Consider the following 13,946-nt stretch of genomic DNA (forward strand, 5'->3'; position numbering starts at 1 on the left):
CCGTCCGGGTGAGACACGGGCGGGTGAAGCTGCCTGCGCCGCCCGCCCGTCGCTGTTTTGATCAAGCCATGCGCCACCTGGTCGCGGTGCTCGCCGCCGCACTCGTGCTGCCCCTGTCCACCGCACCGGCCACCGCCGCGCCCGAGGTCGACTTCACCGGCGTCGTGTCGCTGCGCGGCTGCTCGGGTTCCGTCGTCCGGCCGCCGGCGCACCGGCCGGAGGACCCGGCGCTGGTGCTCACCAACGGGCACTGCGTGCGGCTGCTGGGCTCGGACGAGGTGGTGGTCGAGGAGCCCGCCGACCGCGCGTTCACCCTGCTGGGCAAGGACGGCCAGGGCGAGCTGGGCAGGCTGCGGGCGGCGAGCCTGGCGTACGCGACCATGTCCGGCACCGACGTCGCGCTGTACCGGCTGACCTCGACCTACGCCGAGGTCGAGGCGATGGGCACGAGCGCGCTGGAGCTGTCGCCGGAGCGGGCCGCGCCCGGCGCCGCGATCAGCGTGGTCTCCGGCTACTGGCGCGAGGTCTTCTCGTGCGAGGTGGACGGGTACGTGCACGAGCTGCGCGAGGGCCGGTGGACCTGGACCGGCTCCCTGCGCTACGGGGTGGGCTGCGACACCGGCGGCGGCACGTCCGGCTCCCCGGTGGTCGACGCCGCGACCGGCCGGGTGGTGGCGGTGAACAACACCGGCAACGAGGACGGCGAGCGCTGCACCGTGAACAACCCGTGCGAGGTGGACGAGGACGGCGAGGTGACCGCCCGCCGGGGCGCCAAGTACGCGCAGCGGACCCACTCGCTGGTGCCGTGCCTGACCGGGGGCGGCAAGGTGGACCTGACCGCCCCCGGCTGCGAGCTGCCGCGCCCCCGCGCCTAGAAGCGCGCCGCGGACAGGGCCTGGACCGCCGCCATCGGGTTGCCCAGGTGGTAGTGGTCCACGGCCAGGTAGGTCGGGGTCTTGCGGGCGGCGGGCTCGCAGAACCGCCGGGCGCGGTCGGCGAGCTTGCCGTTGTCGGTGGTCGCGGTGCCGGTGAACGGCACGTCTCGGAAGTGGTTCATCACGAACAGCGGCCGGAAGCCGGGTTCGGTGCGGTTGAGCGGCGTGCCCCAGCGGCTGTAGCAGGACCAGTCCGAGCCGCCCAGCCCCGGGCCCATGGACCAGTAGTTCTCCACGGTCCACTCCTGCTGGTACATCACGCCGAAGCCGTCGCGCGGCAGGGAGTCGCCGGCGCGGGTGCGGTCGGTGAAGATCAGCAGCCGGTCGTTCGCCGCGCGCAGGGCGTTCAGGGTGGGCCAGCCGGTGGCGCGCACGCCCGCCCGGTCGGGCCGGAACAGCACGTCCGCGAGGCCGTCGACCCGGCTCAGCTCGGCGCGCAGCACGTCGGCCGGGACGTAGTCCTCCAGGAAGATCGTGACGAACTCGGTCGGGTTGGCGCGCAGGAAGTCCACCACCCGCTGCACGTCCACCCACAGCGCCACCGGGCGGCTGACCAGCGTGCAGCTGTTGTGGCACAGGATCGCGCCGTCGGGCGTGTGGTGGATGTCCAGCTGGAAGCCGCGCACGCCGTCGGCGAGCTGCTGCGCGATGCCCCGGGCCTGGTTGGGCGCGAGGTTGACGAAGGGCGGTGCGAAGCCGCCGTCCACGCCGTTGGCGTAGGCGTTGTGCGAGGTGAGGAAGGTGACCTGGTCCAGCCGCCGCTCGCCCTCCGGCGGCGCGGGGGTGCGGGCGGGCGAGGTCGGGGTGAGGTACCAGAGGTCGGCGCCGGAGCCGACCCGCACCTGGTCGGAGCCGCTCGCGACGAGGTAGCGGTCGGCGCCGGGGACCTTGAGCCGGTGCCGGTCGCCGTCGGGCAGCACGTCCCACTGGGCGTCGGCGCTGTCGCAGGGCAGCGTGACCGCCTGGTCGCCGCTGCGGCCGAGGCAGCGGTCGCCCTCGCGCAGGGTGCGGCCGGACCACGTCCACTGCTGGTGGTCCTCGTCGCCCTTGGGCCGGCGCTGGAGCACCGAGGTGCCCGAGACGCCGGCGTTGAGGCCGGTCGTCGCGCTCTGCAGGTAGACGGTGGTCTCGGCGGGCTGGGCGGCGGCCTGGCCGGCGGGCGTGACCAGGAGGGCGAGCAGCGTGGCGGCGAGTGCTGTTCGGGTGGCGCGCATCAAGACGTCCTCTCGCAGGGTGCGCGGCGGCTGCGCCGAGAGTAACGCGAATTAAGTTCACGTCGGTCGGACTAGGCTGGAAGGATGAGTGAACCGTGGGGTGACCCCGAGAAGATCCGCCGCGTCCTGGCCTCCGGCGACACCTGGGCCGTCGTCGGCCTGTCCGACGCGCCCGGCCGCGCCGCGCACGGCGTCGCCAGGTTCCTCCAGCAGCGCGGCAAGCGCATCGTGCCCGTGCACCCCTCCGCCGAGACGGTGCACGGCGAGCCCGGCTACGCGTCGCTGGCCGACATCCCGTTCCCGGTGGACGTGGTGGACGTGTTCCGCCGGTCGGAGGCGGCGGGCGAGTTCGCCGACCAGGCCGTGGAGATCGGCGCGAAGGCGGTGTGGTTCCAGCTCGACGTGATCGACGAGGCGGCCTACGAGCGCGCCACCGCGGCGGGCCTCGACGTGGTGATGGACCGCTGCCCCGCGATCGAGTGGGCCGAGCACGGCCCGCGCTGACGCTCAGCCGCCGAGGCGGGCGGTCACCTCGACCTCGATCCGCATCCGCGGGTCGGCCAGGCCGCACTCCAGCATCGTCGCCGCCGGCCGGACCTCGCCGAACACCCGGCGCAGGACCGGCCAGCACGGCTCGAAGTCCTTCGCGTCCGGCAGGTAGTAGGTCACCCGGACCACGTCGGCGAAGGAGGCGCCCGCCTCGGCCAGCGCCCGCCCGATGTTGACCAGGCACTGCTCCGCCTGCGCCACCACGTCGTCGGGGATGGTCATGGTGGCGTAGTCGAAGCCGGTGGTGCCCGAGACGTGCACCCAGTCGCCGTCCACCACGGCCCGCGCGTAGCCGATCTGCTCCTCGAACGTGGAACCCGACAGGATCGCTCGTCTCATGGGCGCCACCCTAACCACGCGGCGGGGCGGCGATCCCTGGCGGCGGGCCGGAGGTGATCAGTAACCTGCGGGCCATGCCGGTCGTCGCGCTCAACGGGATCAACCTCAGCTACCAGGTGGAGGGCGACGGCGACCTCGTCGTCATGGTGATGGGCACCGGCAGCCCGGGCCGCGTGTGGCACGCGCACCAGGCGCCCGCCCTGCGCGCGGCGGGGTTCCGGGTGGCCACCTTCGACAACCGGGGCATCCCGCCGACGGACGAGTGCGCGTCCGGGATGGTGCTCGACGACCTGGTCGGCGACACCGCCGCGCTGATCGGGTCGCTGGGAGGGCGGGCGCACGTGGTCGGCACGTCCATGGGCGCGCGGGTGGTGCAGGAGCTGGCGCTGGCGCGCCCGGAGCTGGTGTCCAAGGCGGTCATGCTGGCGACCTCGGGGCGCAACGACCCGATGCAGCTGGCGCTGTCGCGGGGCGAACGCGCCCTGCACGACAAGGGCATCACGCTGCCCGGCCGGTACTACGCGGCGGTGAACGCGGTGCTGAACCTGTCACCCGCGACCCTGCGCGGCGAGGGCGTGCGCGACTGGCTGGACATCTTCGAGTTCGGCGGCTCGGCCGTGTCCGCGGGCGTCCGCGCGCAGATGGAGCTGGACGAGCACGAGGACCGGCTGGAGGCCTACCGGGACATCGCGGTGCCGTGCCTGGTGGTGGGCTTCGCCGACGACCGCGTGCTGCCGCCGCACCTGGCGCGCGAGGTGGCCGACGCCATCCCGGGCGCGCGGTACGAGGAGGTCGCCGACGCCGGGCACTACGGCTACCTCGAACAGCCCGACGCCGTGAACCGCCTGTTGGTGGACTTCCTGACCTCCTGACGTGCACTCCGCGTGACCCCCTGACCACGGGAACTCGCCTACCACCGCGCCCGGAACGCCGTTACCGTCGTGCCCGACCTGGTGGGAGGACGGCATGGACACCCGACGGCTCGCCCGCGCGTCCCGCCTGACCGCCCTGATCACCGCGGGCGGCGTGACGGGTCTGGTGCTGGTGCCGATCGCGGTCAACACGGTCACCGGCGGTTCGGCGCCCCACGTGCTCGGCCCGTACGCGAGGTGGCTGTGGCCCGCGCTCGCGGTGCTGTCCGCGGTCACCGCGGCCCTCGCGGCGTGGGAACCGCTGCGGGCGCTGCTGCTGCGGCGGCGACCCGCGCACCCGGCGCACCGGAGCGCCGCGCTGGACCGCGTGGAGGCCCACGTCCGGGACCGCCTCGACGGGTCGTTGGCCGCGGAGGTGCGGCTCAAGCTGGGCGTCGCGCCCGCGGTCGGGCCCCGCCTGCCGGGACGCGTCCGGTCCGCGCTGGTGGTGCTGGGCGAGCCCGGGTCGGGTCGGACGACGCTGCTGCTGGAGCTGGCCGGGCGGCTGGTGGCGGCGGCGCGGGAGGACCCGCTGCGGCCGGTGCCGGTCGTGGTGGACCTGGGCGGGTGGCGGCGGGACCGGGACTTCGGCGAGTGGCTGCTCGGCGTGGTCGCCGAGCGCTACCGGATCGCGCCGCGGGTCGCCCGGCGGTGGCTGCGCGACCGCGACCTGCTGTGGCTGTTCGACGACCTGGACGAGCTGCCCGAGGCCGACCGCGCCGAGTGCCTCGACCGGATCATCGCGCTGAAGCCGGCGCCGGTCGTGCTGTGCGCCTCCGACCGCGGCGACGGGTGGCGGCGGCTGCCGCGCCACGAGGTGGTGCGGGTGGAGCCGCTGCGGCGCGAGGACGTGCTGGACCTGGTCGACGCGTGCGCGCCCCGGTTGGACGGGCTGCACGAGGCGCTGCGGAAGGACCCCGACCTGTGGGACGAGGTGCGCACGCCGCTGGCGTTCGCGCTGCTGGCGCTGGGGTACCGGGCCGGTCGGGCGGAGTACCGCGGTGTCGTCGAGACCTACCTGGTCGAGTCGGCCGCGCGCGGTCCCGGCGGGCCGGAGCGGGTGGTGCGGGCGCTGCGGTTCCTGGCGCTGGTCGCGCGGCGGCGGCGCGACCTGGTGGTGCGCGCCCGGCTGCCCCGGCGCGAGGTGTGGCTGGACTTCGTCGGCGAGGCGGCGGTGTGGCGGGTGTTCCGGCGGGCCGTGCCGGGCGCGCTGGCGGGCGGTGCGGCGGCGCTGTGCTTCGTGGTGGGCGTGCGCCTGGGCCTGGTGCCGGCCGCGTTCGCCGCCGTGGCCACGATCCTGGTGCCGCGCAGCGGTTTCGCGGCGAGCGGTTCGGGTCGGGGTGCGGCGTGGGCGGCGGCGGGGTTCGCGGCCGGCGCGGTGGTGGTCGGCGGGGTGGCCGCGGCGGGCGCGTGGCTGGGCGGGCAGGTGGCCCGCTGGCCGGCGGCGGTCGTGTTCGTCCTGGTCGTGGCGGTGGCGCTGGCCGTCGCGTACGCCGGGACCCGGGACCGGTACTGGGCGGTGGCGTGCGCGCTGGCGCCGGCCGGGGTGATGGTGCTGACCGGTCCGTCGCCGGGGCTGGTGGCCGGGCTGGGCGCGGGCCTCGCGGTCGGCGCGGTGACCGGCGCGTTCCTCGGCGGGGTGACCGCGGTGTGGTCGGACCTGGGCAGACCGGCCGCCGCGGGCCTGCGCTGGTTGCCCCTGGCGGGCCTGGTGGGCGTCGGGCTGGCCGTGCCGGCGGGCGCCGACGTGCGCCTGGCGGCCCTGGGCCCGGCGACCGGCCTGCTGGTGGGGCTGGCCGTGACGCCGATCGCGAACCGCCCGTTCGACGCGCTGGCCGAACCGCTCTCCCGCCCCCTCGCCCTGGACGAGTTCCCGTTGCGGCGCAAGGCGCTCCTGCGCTCCGCCCGCGACCGCGTGCTGCTGGTCGAGGGGTACCGGTTCCCGCACGCCCTGGTGCGCGACCACCTGGCCGGGTGCGACCCGGTGGAGCTGGCGGCGTGCGTGGCGCGCAGGCGGGCCGACCTCAAGCCCACCGCGTCCGCCCCCAGGGCTTGAAGACCGAGACGACCGTGCTGAAGACGTAGATGGACAGCGACACGCACGACGCGGCGAGCACGCCCCGCCCCGCCCCGTCCACCCCGTTCGCCGCCGCGTGCAGCTCGGGCCGCAGGGAGAACGTCGTGGCCGCGACGGCGACGACGGTCAGGGCGAACTTCGTGAGCACCCACCGGTGCTTCACCAGTCCCCACTTGGTGCCCAGCGACAGCACGACGCCCGTGGCGAGGGCGGTCAGCGCCAGCGGCAGGACCACGAAGTCGCCCAGCAGCGCCATGGCCCGGTAGAGCTGGGTCGCGCCGAAGGCGGCCGAGGCGAGCGCCAGGTTCGCCAGGGTGGCGCCCAACCAGCCGACGGAGGAGATGACGTGCAGCGACAGCCAGGTCTTGCGGGCTCGGGGTCTCATGCCCCCGGAGGTTGCCGCACCACACCCCGTCACGGCGTCGGCCGGGGAGCGGCTGTCCGGCCTGCGCTCACCGACGTAGCGCGTCCCGCCGCCTGCGGCCTTCGGCGTCCGGCCTGGGCGCCTCGACCGCCAGGTCGACCCGGCCCGGTCGGTCAGCAGGATGCGGGGTGACCGTGCAGTACGGACAGCACCCGGTCCGGCTGGCACCCGAGGTGGTCGCGGTTCCCCCGTGTGACCCGCCCTACGCGGGTGAAGGGCCGATCACGCAGAGTTCCCGGTGGTAGGCGAGGTGGGCTTCGTCGACGTGGTGCTCGGGGTGCCGGAGCAACGGCCCGACCTCCGACCGGTCGCGGACGCGGCGCACCACGCCGCCCTCGTCCACGTAGAGGGCGAAGTTGTCGAACTCGACGTGGCAGTTCGCGCACAGGCACAGCATGTTGGCCGGCACGTCCTCGCCGTCGTGCAGGCCGAGGCCCCGGATGTGGGCCGCCTCGCTGTAGTGGCCGAACGCGGTGCTCAGGCGGGTGCCGCAGAACTGGCACCGGTCGTCGTGCCAGCGCTTCACCCGCTTGGCGTGGGCCGGGTCGCGCACGACCGCCGAGACGGTGCGCTCGCGCCGCGCCGCGGGCGAGGCCGCGCCGACCACCCCGCTCACCGTCGCGTGCCCGGCCAACCCGACGTCGGCCAGCAGCTCCCCGTGGTCCACCGAGTCGTCCAGCAGCCGGGAGCGCACCGCGTTGACCACCCAGGTCCGGAACCGCGCCTCGCGCCGGAGCTTCCCGTGCACGGGCGCGACGAAGCCCGCCCTCGCCCGCCCGGCCACCCACAGCCCGGGGTGCGCCAGCCCGCGCACGACCCGGTCCGGGTCGACCGCCTGGCCGTGGTCGGCCAGCAGCCGGCCCACCTCGTCGCGGAGCACGTCCCGGGGGTGAAGCGGCGGCGCGCCCCGGTCCGCCGCGCGCCCGACGGCCCACAGCAGCGCGATCGCCTTGGCCACCCGTTCCCGGTGGGCCGCCAGCAGCCCGGCCAGGAACGCCTCGGCGGAGAAGTCCGGCACACCCCGCACCTCGAAGCCGAGGGCGGCCAGGTGCCCGGCCGCGTGGCTCGCCCCGCCGCTGAACTCCCTCGGGAGCAGGGGCCGCCGACCCTCGATGAACCCGTGCGCGACACCGACGATCGCTTTGGAGTCGTATTCGCGACCGTCGTGCACCAGCACGTATTCGCGGGCTTTTTCGTAGTGGTGGTCGGCGAGGAACTTCTCCCGGCCGTCCCGGTCGAACAGCGCGATCGCCCGGAGCACGTGTTCCACGCCAACGTCGGTGTAGGCCACCGGTGCAGCGTAGGCGCAACGCGCGAGGTGGGACCCTGGCGGGCGTGGTGGACGTCGAGTGGCCCCGGGTCGAGCCCGGGGAGTGGGGTGCGGAAGACCTGTTCCGCGACCTGGAACGGCTGGTCAGGCACAGGCAGGGCGGTGTGGTGTCGCGCCACAAGCCGCTCGCGCTGGTGTGGGCCGTCGGGCAGCTCGCCCGCGGGCACGACCGGCTGTTCGGGTGGGCCGAGTTCCGGGGTCCCGTCGGCGAGCTGCTGCGCGAGTTCGGGCACCCCGCGTCGCGGGTCACGCCCCAGTACCCGTTCTGGCACCTGGGGTCCGCGCCGGGGTTGTGGGAGACGCACGGCCTGACCAAGGAGCCGACCGCCGCGGACCGGGGCGCGCTGGCCGGGTTCACCGAGCGGGCCGCCGAGCTGCTGGGCGACGTCGCGGTCCGGGAGCGCGCCCTGCGCGTGCTGCGGGAGGAGCACCTGGCGGGGGTCGACCACGAGGCGCTGTGGCGGTGGGTCGGGTTGGCGCCGGTGGCGCCGTCCGACCTGGACGGGATCACGCTCGCCACTTACCGGAGGGAACAGGCCGAGCTGCGGGACCTGCTGCTCGGCGGCGCGACCGGGGCGCCGTGCGCGTTGTGCGGTCGGGCGCTGCCCGCCGAACTCCTGGTCGCCGCCCACATCAAGCCCCGGTCGGAGTGCGGCCCGGAGGAGCGCCTCGACCTGCTCGCCGTGGCGGTGCTCGCCTGCGCGCTGGGTTGCGACCGGCTGTTCGAGCTGGGCCACCTGGCGGTCGGCGGAGGGGGCGCGGTGCTCGTGTCCGACGAGCTGCCCACCTCGCACCTGCCCTTCGTCGAAGGCCGGGTGGTGAGGGGCCACGAGCGCTCGGCCGGCTACTTCGCGTGGCACCGCGAACACGTCTTCCGGGGTCGCCGGGACAGGCCTGTCGGTGGGCCTGGTTAGGATCGGCCAATGGCTTCGCAAGAGGTTCTGCGAAGGATCTTCGGTTACGAGTCCTTCCGCGGGGACCAGCAGGAGATCGTCGACCACGTCGCCTCGGGCGGCGACGCACTGGTGCTCATGCCCACCGGCGGCGGCAAGTCGCTGTGCTACCAGATCCCCTCGCTGGTGCGCGAGGGCACTGGTGTGGTGATCTCGCCGCTGATCGCGCTCATGCAGGACCAGGTGGACGCGTTGCGCGACCTCGGCGTGCGCGCCGGCTTCCTCAACTCCACCCAGTTCCCGGACGAGCGGGCCATGGTGGAGGCCGAGTTCCTGGCCGGCGAGCTGGACCTGCTCTACCTCGCGCCGGAACGGCTGCGCACCGAGCAGACCGCCCGGTTGCTGGACCGCGGCAGGATCGCGTTGTTCGCCATCGACGAGGCGCACTGCGTCTCCCAGTGGGGCCACGACTTCCGGCCCGAGTACCTCGCCCTGTCGCACCTGCACGAACGGTGGCCGGACGTGCCGCGGATCGCGCTCACCGCGACCGCCACCGAGGCCACCCGCCAGGAGATCGCCGAGCGGCTGAAGCTGACCGACGCCAAGCACTTCGTGGCGAGCTTCGACCGCCCGAACATCCAGTACCGCATCGTGCCGAAGAACGAGCCGAAGAAGCAGTTGCTGGAGCTGCTGCGCTCCGAGCACGCCGGCGACGCGGGCATCGTCTACTGCCTGTCCCGCAACTCGGTCGAGAAGACCGCCGAGTTCCTCACCCAGAACGGCATCCGGGCCCTGCCCTACCACGCGGGCCTGGACGCGGGCACGCGCTCGGCCAACCAGTCCCGCTTCCTGCGCGAGGACGGCCTGGTAATGGTCGCCACCATCGCGTTCGGCATGGGCATCGACAAGCCGGACGTGCGCTTCGTCGCCCACCTCGACCTGCCGAAGTCCGTGGAGGGCTACTACCAGGAGACCGGCCGCGCGGGCCGTGACGGGCTGCCGTCCACGGCGTGGCTCGCCTACGGCCTCCAGGACGTCGTGCAGCAGCGCAAGATGATCGACGACTCCGAGGGCGACCAGGCGCACCGCCGCCGGCTGATGGCGCACCTGGACGCGATGCTCGCGCTGTGCGAGACGGTCGAGTGCCGGCGCGTGCAACTGCTGAACTACTTCGGCCAGCCCGGTGAGCCGTGCGGCAACTGCGACACGTGCCTCACGCCGCCGGAGACGTGGGACGGCACGGTCGCCGCGCAGAAGGTCCTGTCCACGGTGGTGCGGCTGCGCAACGAGCGGCGGCAGAAGTTCGGCGCCGGGCAGACCATCGACATCCTGCTCGGCCGCAAGACCGCGAAGGTCATCCAGCACGACCACGACCAGCTCAAGGTGTTCGGCATCGGCACCGAGCTGAACGAGAGCGGCTGGCGCGGCGTCGTCCGGCAACTGCTCGCGCAGGGCCTGCTGGAGGTGGAGGGCGAGTACTCGACGCTCGTCACCACGCCGGCCAGCGACGAGGTGCTGTTCCAGGGCCGCAAGGTCATGATGCGCCGCGAGCCCGAGCGCGCCGCGAAGGTCAAGGCCGCCAAGACCGCCAAGGCCGCCGCGCCGCAGGTGGAGCTGCCCGCCGAGGCCGTGCCGGTGTTCGAGCGGCTGCGCGCGTGGCGGGCGGCGACCGCGAAGGAGCAGGGCGTCCCGGCCTACGTGATCTTCCACGACGCCACGCTGCGGCAGATCGCCTCGTCCGGGCCCACCACGCTGTCCGAGCTGGGCACCGTCAACGGGGTCGGCGAGAACAAGCTGGCCAAGTACGGGCAGCAGATCCTGGACGAGCTGAGCGCATGACCGAGCTGCGCGCGGACTGCTCGCGCTGCGTCGGCCTGTGCTGCGTGGTGCCCGCGTTCGCCAAGTCGGTGGACTTCGCGATCGACAAGCCCGCCCGCACGCCGTGCCCGAACCTGGGCGCGGACTCCCGCTGCGGCATCCACGAGAAGCTGCGGAGCAGCGGTTTCACCGGCTGCACGGTCTACGACTGCTTCGGCGCGGGCCAGCGGGTCGTGCAGGTGACGTTCGGCGGCGCGGACCGGCGCGACGAGCGCATGTTCGACGTGTTCCCCGTGATGCGCCGGCTGCACGAGCTGCTGTGGTACCTGACCGCGACCCTGGAGCTGGCGCCCGCCCGTCCCCTCCACGCCGAGGTCGGGGCGCTGCGCGCGGAGATCGAGGCGGGGACCGGCGGCACCCCGGACGAGCTGCTGGCCCTCGACGTCGACGCCTACTGGGGCCGGGCGAACGCGCTGCTGCTGCGGGCGAGCGAGCTGGTGCGCGGCAAGGGCCGCAACCGCCGGGGCGCGGACCTGATCGGCAAGGACCTGCGCGGCGCGCGGATGCGTGCCAACAGCCTGCGCGGCGCGTACCTGATCGGCGCGAACCTGCGCGACGCCGACCTGAGGCTGGTGGACTTCATCGGCGCGGACCTGCGCGGGGCCGACCTGTCGGGCGCCGACCTGACCGGGAGCTTCTACCTCACCCAGGCCCAGGTGGACGCCGCCGGTGGCGACCGGAGGACCCGCCTGCCCGCCGGCCTGACCCGCCCCGCGCACTGGGACACCGTCACCGCCCGCGCGGCGCGAGGCCGCTGAGCAACTCGTCGACCAAGGGAGCCCGCACCCCGGCGAAGACGGGCCCTCCGCTACGGGCGGCGCGGCAGGCGGATCACGGTGCCCCCGCCCGCGCCGACCCCGCGTGAAGGCGCCCAGCCCGGGTCCTCCAGCTGCTGCCGGGACACCGCCTCCAGCACGGCCGCGTGCGCGTGCGCCAGCACGACACCGGTGCGGCTGCGCACCACCCGGCCCAGCAACCGCAGCGGCGACACCGGTTCCAGGTCCAGGGCGTCGTCGAACCGGACCACCGGCCCGTCCGCCCACTCCCAGTCCCCGCCGCCGACGAGCAGCAGCGCCTCGCCCACGTAGGCCACCGCGGACTCGGCGAGGTCCTCGCCGCCGAACCTGGCGCCGGCGGGGAACCGCTCCAGCAGGACCGCCTCCAGCGCGGACAGCGACGCCGGGGAGAAGTCGAGCGGGAACCCGGCCGGCAGCTCGGCGTCGCGCAGCCGTGCCAGGACCGGGTCGATGCCCGATCGCCACTCCGCCAACGGGTCGGTCACCCCGATCACGGTACCGGCGGGCGCGCCGGACCGCGCGCCATAACGCGCACCCCATAACACCAGCTCAGCACCGCCCGCGACGCCAACCGGTCGGCGCGTTCCGCTCGGCCGCCCGCCGTGCCAAGGTGGGTTCACCGTAATTGGTCTGGACCTTCACCCGAGAGGACCGTCGACGATGCGCGGCACCACCGTGTTACCGGGTACGACCTGCCAGGCACCGCGCGAGGGCGCGCTGCCGATGCACCGGCTGGAGGTGCCGGTGCCCGACGCGCTGCCGTTCGCCGTGGGCACCTTCGACACGATCGGCCCGATGTCACGGGCGTCGTTCCCGCACCGGCACACCTTCCACGAGATCGTCTACGTCACCGGCGGCACCGGCACGCACGTGGTGGACCTGGCCCGCTGGGAGCTGGCGCCGCCGCACCTGTGCGTGATCGCGCCCGGCCAGGTGCACCACTGGGTGGACGCCCGGGACCTGGAGGGGTACGTGGTGCTGTTCACCGACGACTTCCTGCTCGACCACCCCGCGGACCGCGACCTGCTGCGGCGGTTGAGCGAGCGGCCGTGGCTGACGCTGGACGAGCCGACCCACGACCGGATGCTGCGGCTGGTCACCGAGCTGGACGACGAGTACCGGCGCGGCGCCGAGGGCGCGGGGTCGGTGCTGCGGGCCCTGCTGCACGTGCTGGTGGTGCGCGCCGCGCGGCTGCCCGCCACCCCCGCCGCAGCACCCGCGCGGGCCGGCGGGGTGGCCGAGGAGTTCGCCCGGCTGGCCGGTCGCACCGAGCACGCGCTGTGGTCGGTGCGCGCTTACGCGGAGCGCATCGGCGTGACACCCGGCTACCTGACCGAGGCGGTGAAGGCGGCGACCGGCCGCACCCCGTCCGAGCTGGTCCGGGAGGCGCGCACGCGCGAGGCGAAGCGGCTGCTGGCCAAGACGGACCTGGCGGTGCGGCAGGTCGCGGCCCGGGTCGGGTTCGCCGACCCCGCCTACTTCTGCCGGTTCTTCCGGCGGGAGACCGGGGTGAGCCCCGGCGGGTTCCGGCGCGGCGCGGAGCGCCGTTAACAGTGACAACAGCGCCCGTGAGGATCACCACGACCGGCCGGTTCCGTCCATCGTCCGGTGGTGAAACGCCCTCGTAGTTTCGTCGTGAACCCCGAACCACGCCCCCACGAGGAGCAATCATGGATGCATCGGCGGACGGCGGACGCACTGCGCCCGAGGAACCACTCGGCGCGGAGGCGGACGACCGCAGGTTCAGCCGCAAGACGGTGCTGCGCGCCGCGCTCGCGGCGGGAGTCACGCTGCCCGTCGCGATGATGGGCGTGCCGGCCCTGGCGCGGGACCTCGGCGGGAACGGCGCCCTGCTGGAGCCCACCCCCATGTGCGACGACGGCGACGACCCGACGCCGCCGCAGACCGAGGGCCCGTACTTCAAGCCGAACTCGCCGCGCCGCACGTCGCTGGTCGACGCCGGCACGCCCGGCACCCGGCTGACGGTGACCGGCTACGTGTTCGGCCTGGCGTGCCAGCCGATCGCCAACGCGCTGCTGGACTTCTGGCAGGCCGACGTCAACGGCGTGTACGACAACACGGGCTTCCGCTTCCGCGGTCACCAGTTCACCAACGCCAACGGCGCCTTCACCCTGTCCACGATCGTGCCGGGCCTGTACCCGGGGCGCACGCGGCACATCCACGTGAAGGTGCAGGCGCCCGGCCGCCCGGTGCTGACCACGCAGTTGTACTTCCCGGGCGAACCGCGCAACAACACCGACACCATCTTCGACCCGCGCCTGCTGATGACCGTGCGCAGCGTCGGCGGTGCGAGGGAGGCGGCGTTCGACTTCGTGCTGAACGTCCCGCAGCAGCCGGGCACCACCACCACGACCACCACCACCACGTCGGGCCAGCAGCCGGGCGGCACGTGGACCTCGGGCACCAACTACACGCCCGGCACGAAGGTCACCTACGGCAACGTCGAGTACGTCTGCCTCCAGGCGCACCTGGCCCAGCCGGGCTGGGAGCCGCCGAACGTCCCCGCCCTGTGGCGGACCGCCTGACCCGAGGAACGGCGGCCTGACCCGAGGAACGACGGCGGCCCGCGCCCGGAGGC

At 74.4% G+C, this 13,946-nt stretch carries 14 protein-coding genes; 9 read left to right on the forward strand and 5 right to left on the reverse strand.

The features are described 5' to 3' along the window. The first annotated feature begins 68 nt into the window (after positions 1–68). Positions 69–875 carry a S1 family peptidase gene (locus ACFV4N_RS11745; protein ID WP_499672458.1) on the forward strand — a complete coding sequence of 269 codons (807 nt, stop codon included), beginning with the start codon at positions 69–71 and terminating at the stop codon, positions 873–875. Here the strand turns inward: ACFV4N_RS11745 and ACFV4N_RS11750 are convergent. Further along, complete coding sequence (locus ACFV4N_RS11750; RefSeq protein ID WP_499672459.1) at positions 872–2,149, reverse strand: phosphoinositide-specific phospholipase C-related protein; 1,278 nt, start codon at positions 2,147–2,149, stop codon at positions 872–874. The two genes, ACFV4N_RS11745 and ACFV4N_RS11750, sit on opposite strands and share 4 nt — an antisense overlap. Before the next feature lie 84 nt (positions 2,150–2,233). Between ACFV4N_RS11750 and ACFV4N_RS11755 the strand changes: the two genes are divergently transcribed. Continuing rightward, positions 2,234–2,653 (forward strand): CoA-binding protein, encoded by a 420-nt coding sequence (locus tag ACFV4N_RS11755; protein WP_499672460.1) that lies wholly within the window; start codon positions 2,234–2,236, stop codon positions 2,651–2,653. Between the two features lie 3 nt (positions 2,654–2,656). On the opposite strand, the gene ACFV4N_RS11760 is transcribed toward ACFV4N_RS11755, so the two are convergent. Further along, on the reverse strand, positions 2,657–3,037 hold the full coding sequence (locus ACFV4N_RS11760) for a RidA family protein (RefSeq protein WP_499672461.1): 381 nt from the start codon (positions 3,035–3,037) through the stop codon (positions 2,657–2,659). 74 nt (positions 3,038–3,111) lie between these two features. Here ACFV4N_RS11760 and ACFV4N_RS11765 point away from each other — a divergent pair, with 74 nt between their 5' ends. Together ACFV4N_RS11765 and ACFV4N_RS11770 are read left to right on the forward strand one after the other, a co-directional pair. Then, positions 3,112–3,909: an alpha/beta fold hydrolase gene (locus tag ACFV4N_RS11765; RefSeq protein WP_499672462.1), complete on the forward strand. Its 798-nt coding sequence runs from the start codon at positions 3,112–3,114 to the stop codon at positions 3,907–3,909. Positions 3,910–4,003: 94 nt separating this feature from the next. After that, positions 4,004–6,004, forward strand: coding sequence for a hypothetical protein (locus tag ACFV4N_RS11770; RefSeq protein WP_499672463.1), 2,001 nt, complete (start codon positions 4,004–4,006; stop codon positions 6,002–6,004). Here the strand turns inward: ACFV4N_RS11770 and ACFV4N_RS11775 are convergent. Then, a complete protein-coding gene (locus ACFV4N_RS11775; RefSeq protein WP_499672464.1) occupies positions 5,973–6,410 on the reverse strand; it encodes a hypothetical protein in 438 nt (145 codons plus the stop codon). The two genes, ACFV4N_RS11770 and ACFV4N_RS11775, sit on opposite strands and share 32 nt — an antisense overlap. 241 nt (positions 6,411–6,651) lie before the next feature. Beyond that, on the reverse strand, positions 6,652–7,740 hold the full coding sequence (locus ACFV4N_RS11780) for an HNH endonuclease (protein ID WP_499672465.1): 1,089 nt from the start codon (positions 7,738–7,740) through the stop codon (positions 6,652–6,654). A gap of 44 nt (positions 7,741–7,784) precedes the next feature. Here ACFV4N_RS11780 and ACFV4N_RS11785 point away from each other — a divergent pair, with 44 nt between their 5' ends. The 3 genes from ACFV4N_RS11785 to ACFV4N_RS11795 are packed head-to-tail and all read left to right on the forward strand — an operon-like array spanning position 7,785 to position 11,308. Continuing rightward, positions 7,785–8,693: a phosphorothioated DNA-binding restriction endonuclease family protein gene (locus tag ACFV4N_RS11785; protein WP_499672466.1), complete on the forward strand. Its 909-nt coding sequence runs from the start codon at positions 7,785–7,787 to the stop codon at positions 8,691–8,693. Between the two features lie 9 nt (positions 8,694–8,702). Beyond that, entirely contained in the window at positions 8,703–10,511 is a 1,809-nt protein-coding gene (gene recQ, locus ACFV4N_RS11790) for a DNA helicase RecQ (protein WP_499672467.1), read from the forward strand. Next, positions 10,508–11,308 carry a pentapeptide repeat-containing protein gene (locus tag ACFV4N_RS11795; protein ID WP_499672468.1) on the forward strand — a complete coding sequence of 267 codons (801 nt, stop codon included), beginning with the start codon at positions 10,508–10,510 and terminating at the stop codon, positions 11,306–11,308. The genes recQ and ACFV4N_RS11795 overlap by 4 nt, the downstream gene beginning before the upstream one ends. Before the next feature lie 50 nt (positions 11,309–11,358). On the opposite strand, the gene ACFV4N_RS11800 is transcribed toward ACFV4N_RS11795, so the two are convergent. Further along, on the reverse strand, positions 11,359–11,832 hold the full coding sequence (locus ACFV4N_RS11800) for a hypothetical protein (protein ID WP_499672469.1): 474 nt from the start codon (positions 11,830–11,832) through the stop codon (positions 11,359–11,361). Positions 11,833–12,007: 175 nt separating this feature from the next. Between ACFV4N_RS11800 and ACFV4N_RS11805 the strand changes: the two genes are divergently transcribed. Next, positions 12,008–12,898, forward strand: a complete 891-nt coding sequence (locus ACFV4N_RS11805; protein ID WP_499672470.1) for a helix-turn-helix transcriptional regulator — start codon at positions 12,008–12,010, stop codon at positions 12,896–12,898. Positions 12,899–13,017: 119 nt separating this feature from the next. Next, on the forward strand, positions 13,018–13,893 hold the full coding sequence (locus ACFV4N_RS11810; RefSeq protein WP_499672471.1) for a dioxygenase family protein: 876 nt from the start codon (positions 13,018–13,020) through the stop codon (positions 13,891–13,893). The last annotated feature ends 53 nt before the right edge of the window (positions 13,894–13,946 follow it).

Source organism: Actinosynnema sp. NPDC059797, from assembly GCF_042732085.1.
GTDB lineage: Bacteria > Actinomycetota > Actinomycetes > Mycobacteriales > Pseudonocardiaceae > Actinosynnema.

Excerpts from the sequence above, each read along its gene's own strand:
- ACFV4N_RS11805 (WP_499672470.1), top strand. The coding sequence starts at position 12,008 with ATGCGCGGCACCACCGTGTTACCGGGTACGACCTGCCAGGCACCGCGC.
- ACFV4N_RS11765 (WP_499672462.1), top strand. The coding sequence starts at position 3,112 with ATGCCGGTCGTCGCGCTCAACGGGATCAACCTCAGCTACCAGGTGGAG.
- ACFV4N_RS11755 (WP_499672460.1), top strand. The coding sequence starts at position 2,234 with ATGAGTGAACCGTGGGGTGACCCCGAGAAGATCCGCCGCGTCCTGGCC.
- ACFV4N_RS11745 (WP_499672458.1), top strand. The coding sequence starts at position 69 with ATGCGCCACCTGGTCGCGGTGCTCGCCGCCGCACTCGTGCTGCCCCTG.
- ACFV4N_RS11750 (WP_499672459.1), bottom strand. The coding sequence starts at position 2,149 with ATGCGCGCCACCCGAACAGCACTCGCCGCCACGCTGCTCGCCCTCCTG.
- ACFV4N_RS11760 (WP_499672461.1), bottom strand. The coding sequence starts at position 3,037 with ATGAGACGAGCGATCCTGTCGGGTTCCACGTTCGAGGAGCAGATCGGC.
- recQ (WP_499672467.1), top strand. The coding sequence starts at position 8,703 with ATGGCTTCGCAAGAGGTTCTGCGAAGGATCTTCGGTTACGAGTCCTTC.
- ACFV4N_RS11775 (WP_499672464.1), bottom strand. The coding sequence starts at position 6,410 with ATGAGACCCCGAGCCCGCAAGACCTGGCTGTCGCTGCACGTCATCTCC.
- ACFV4N_RS11770 (WP_499672463.1), top strand. The coding sequence starts at position 4,004 with ATGGACACCCGACGGCTCGCCCGCGCGTCCCGCCTGACCGCCCTGATC.
- ACFV4N_RS11810 (WP_499672471.1), top strand. The coding sequence starts at position 13,018 with ATGGATGCATCGGCGGACGGCGGACGCACTGCGCCCGAGGAACCACTC.
- ACFV4N_RS11795 (WP_499672468.1), top strand. The coding sequence starts at position 10,508 with ATGACCGAGCTGCGCGCGGACTGCTCGCGCTGCGTCGGCCTGTGCTGC.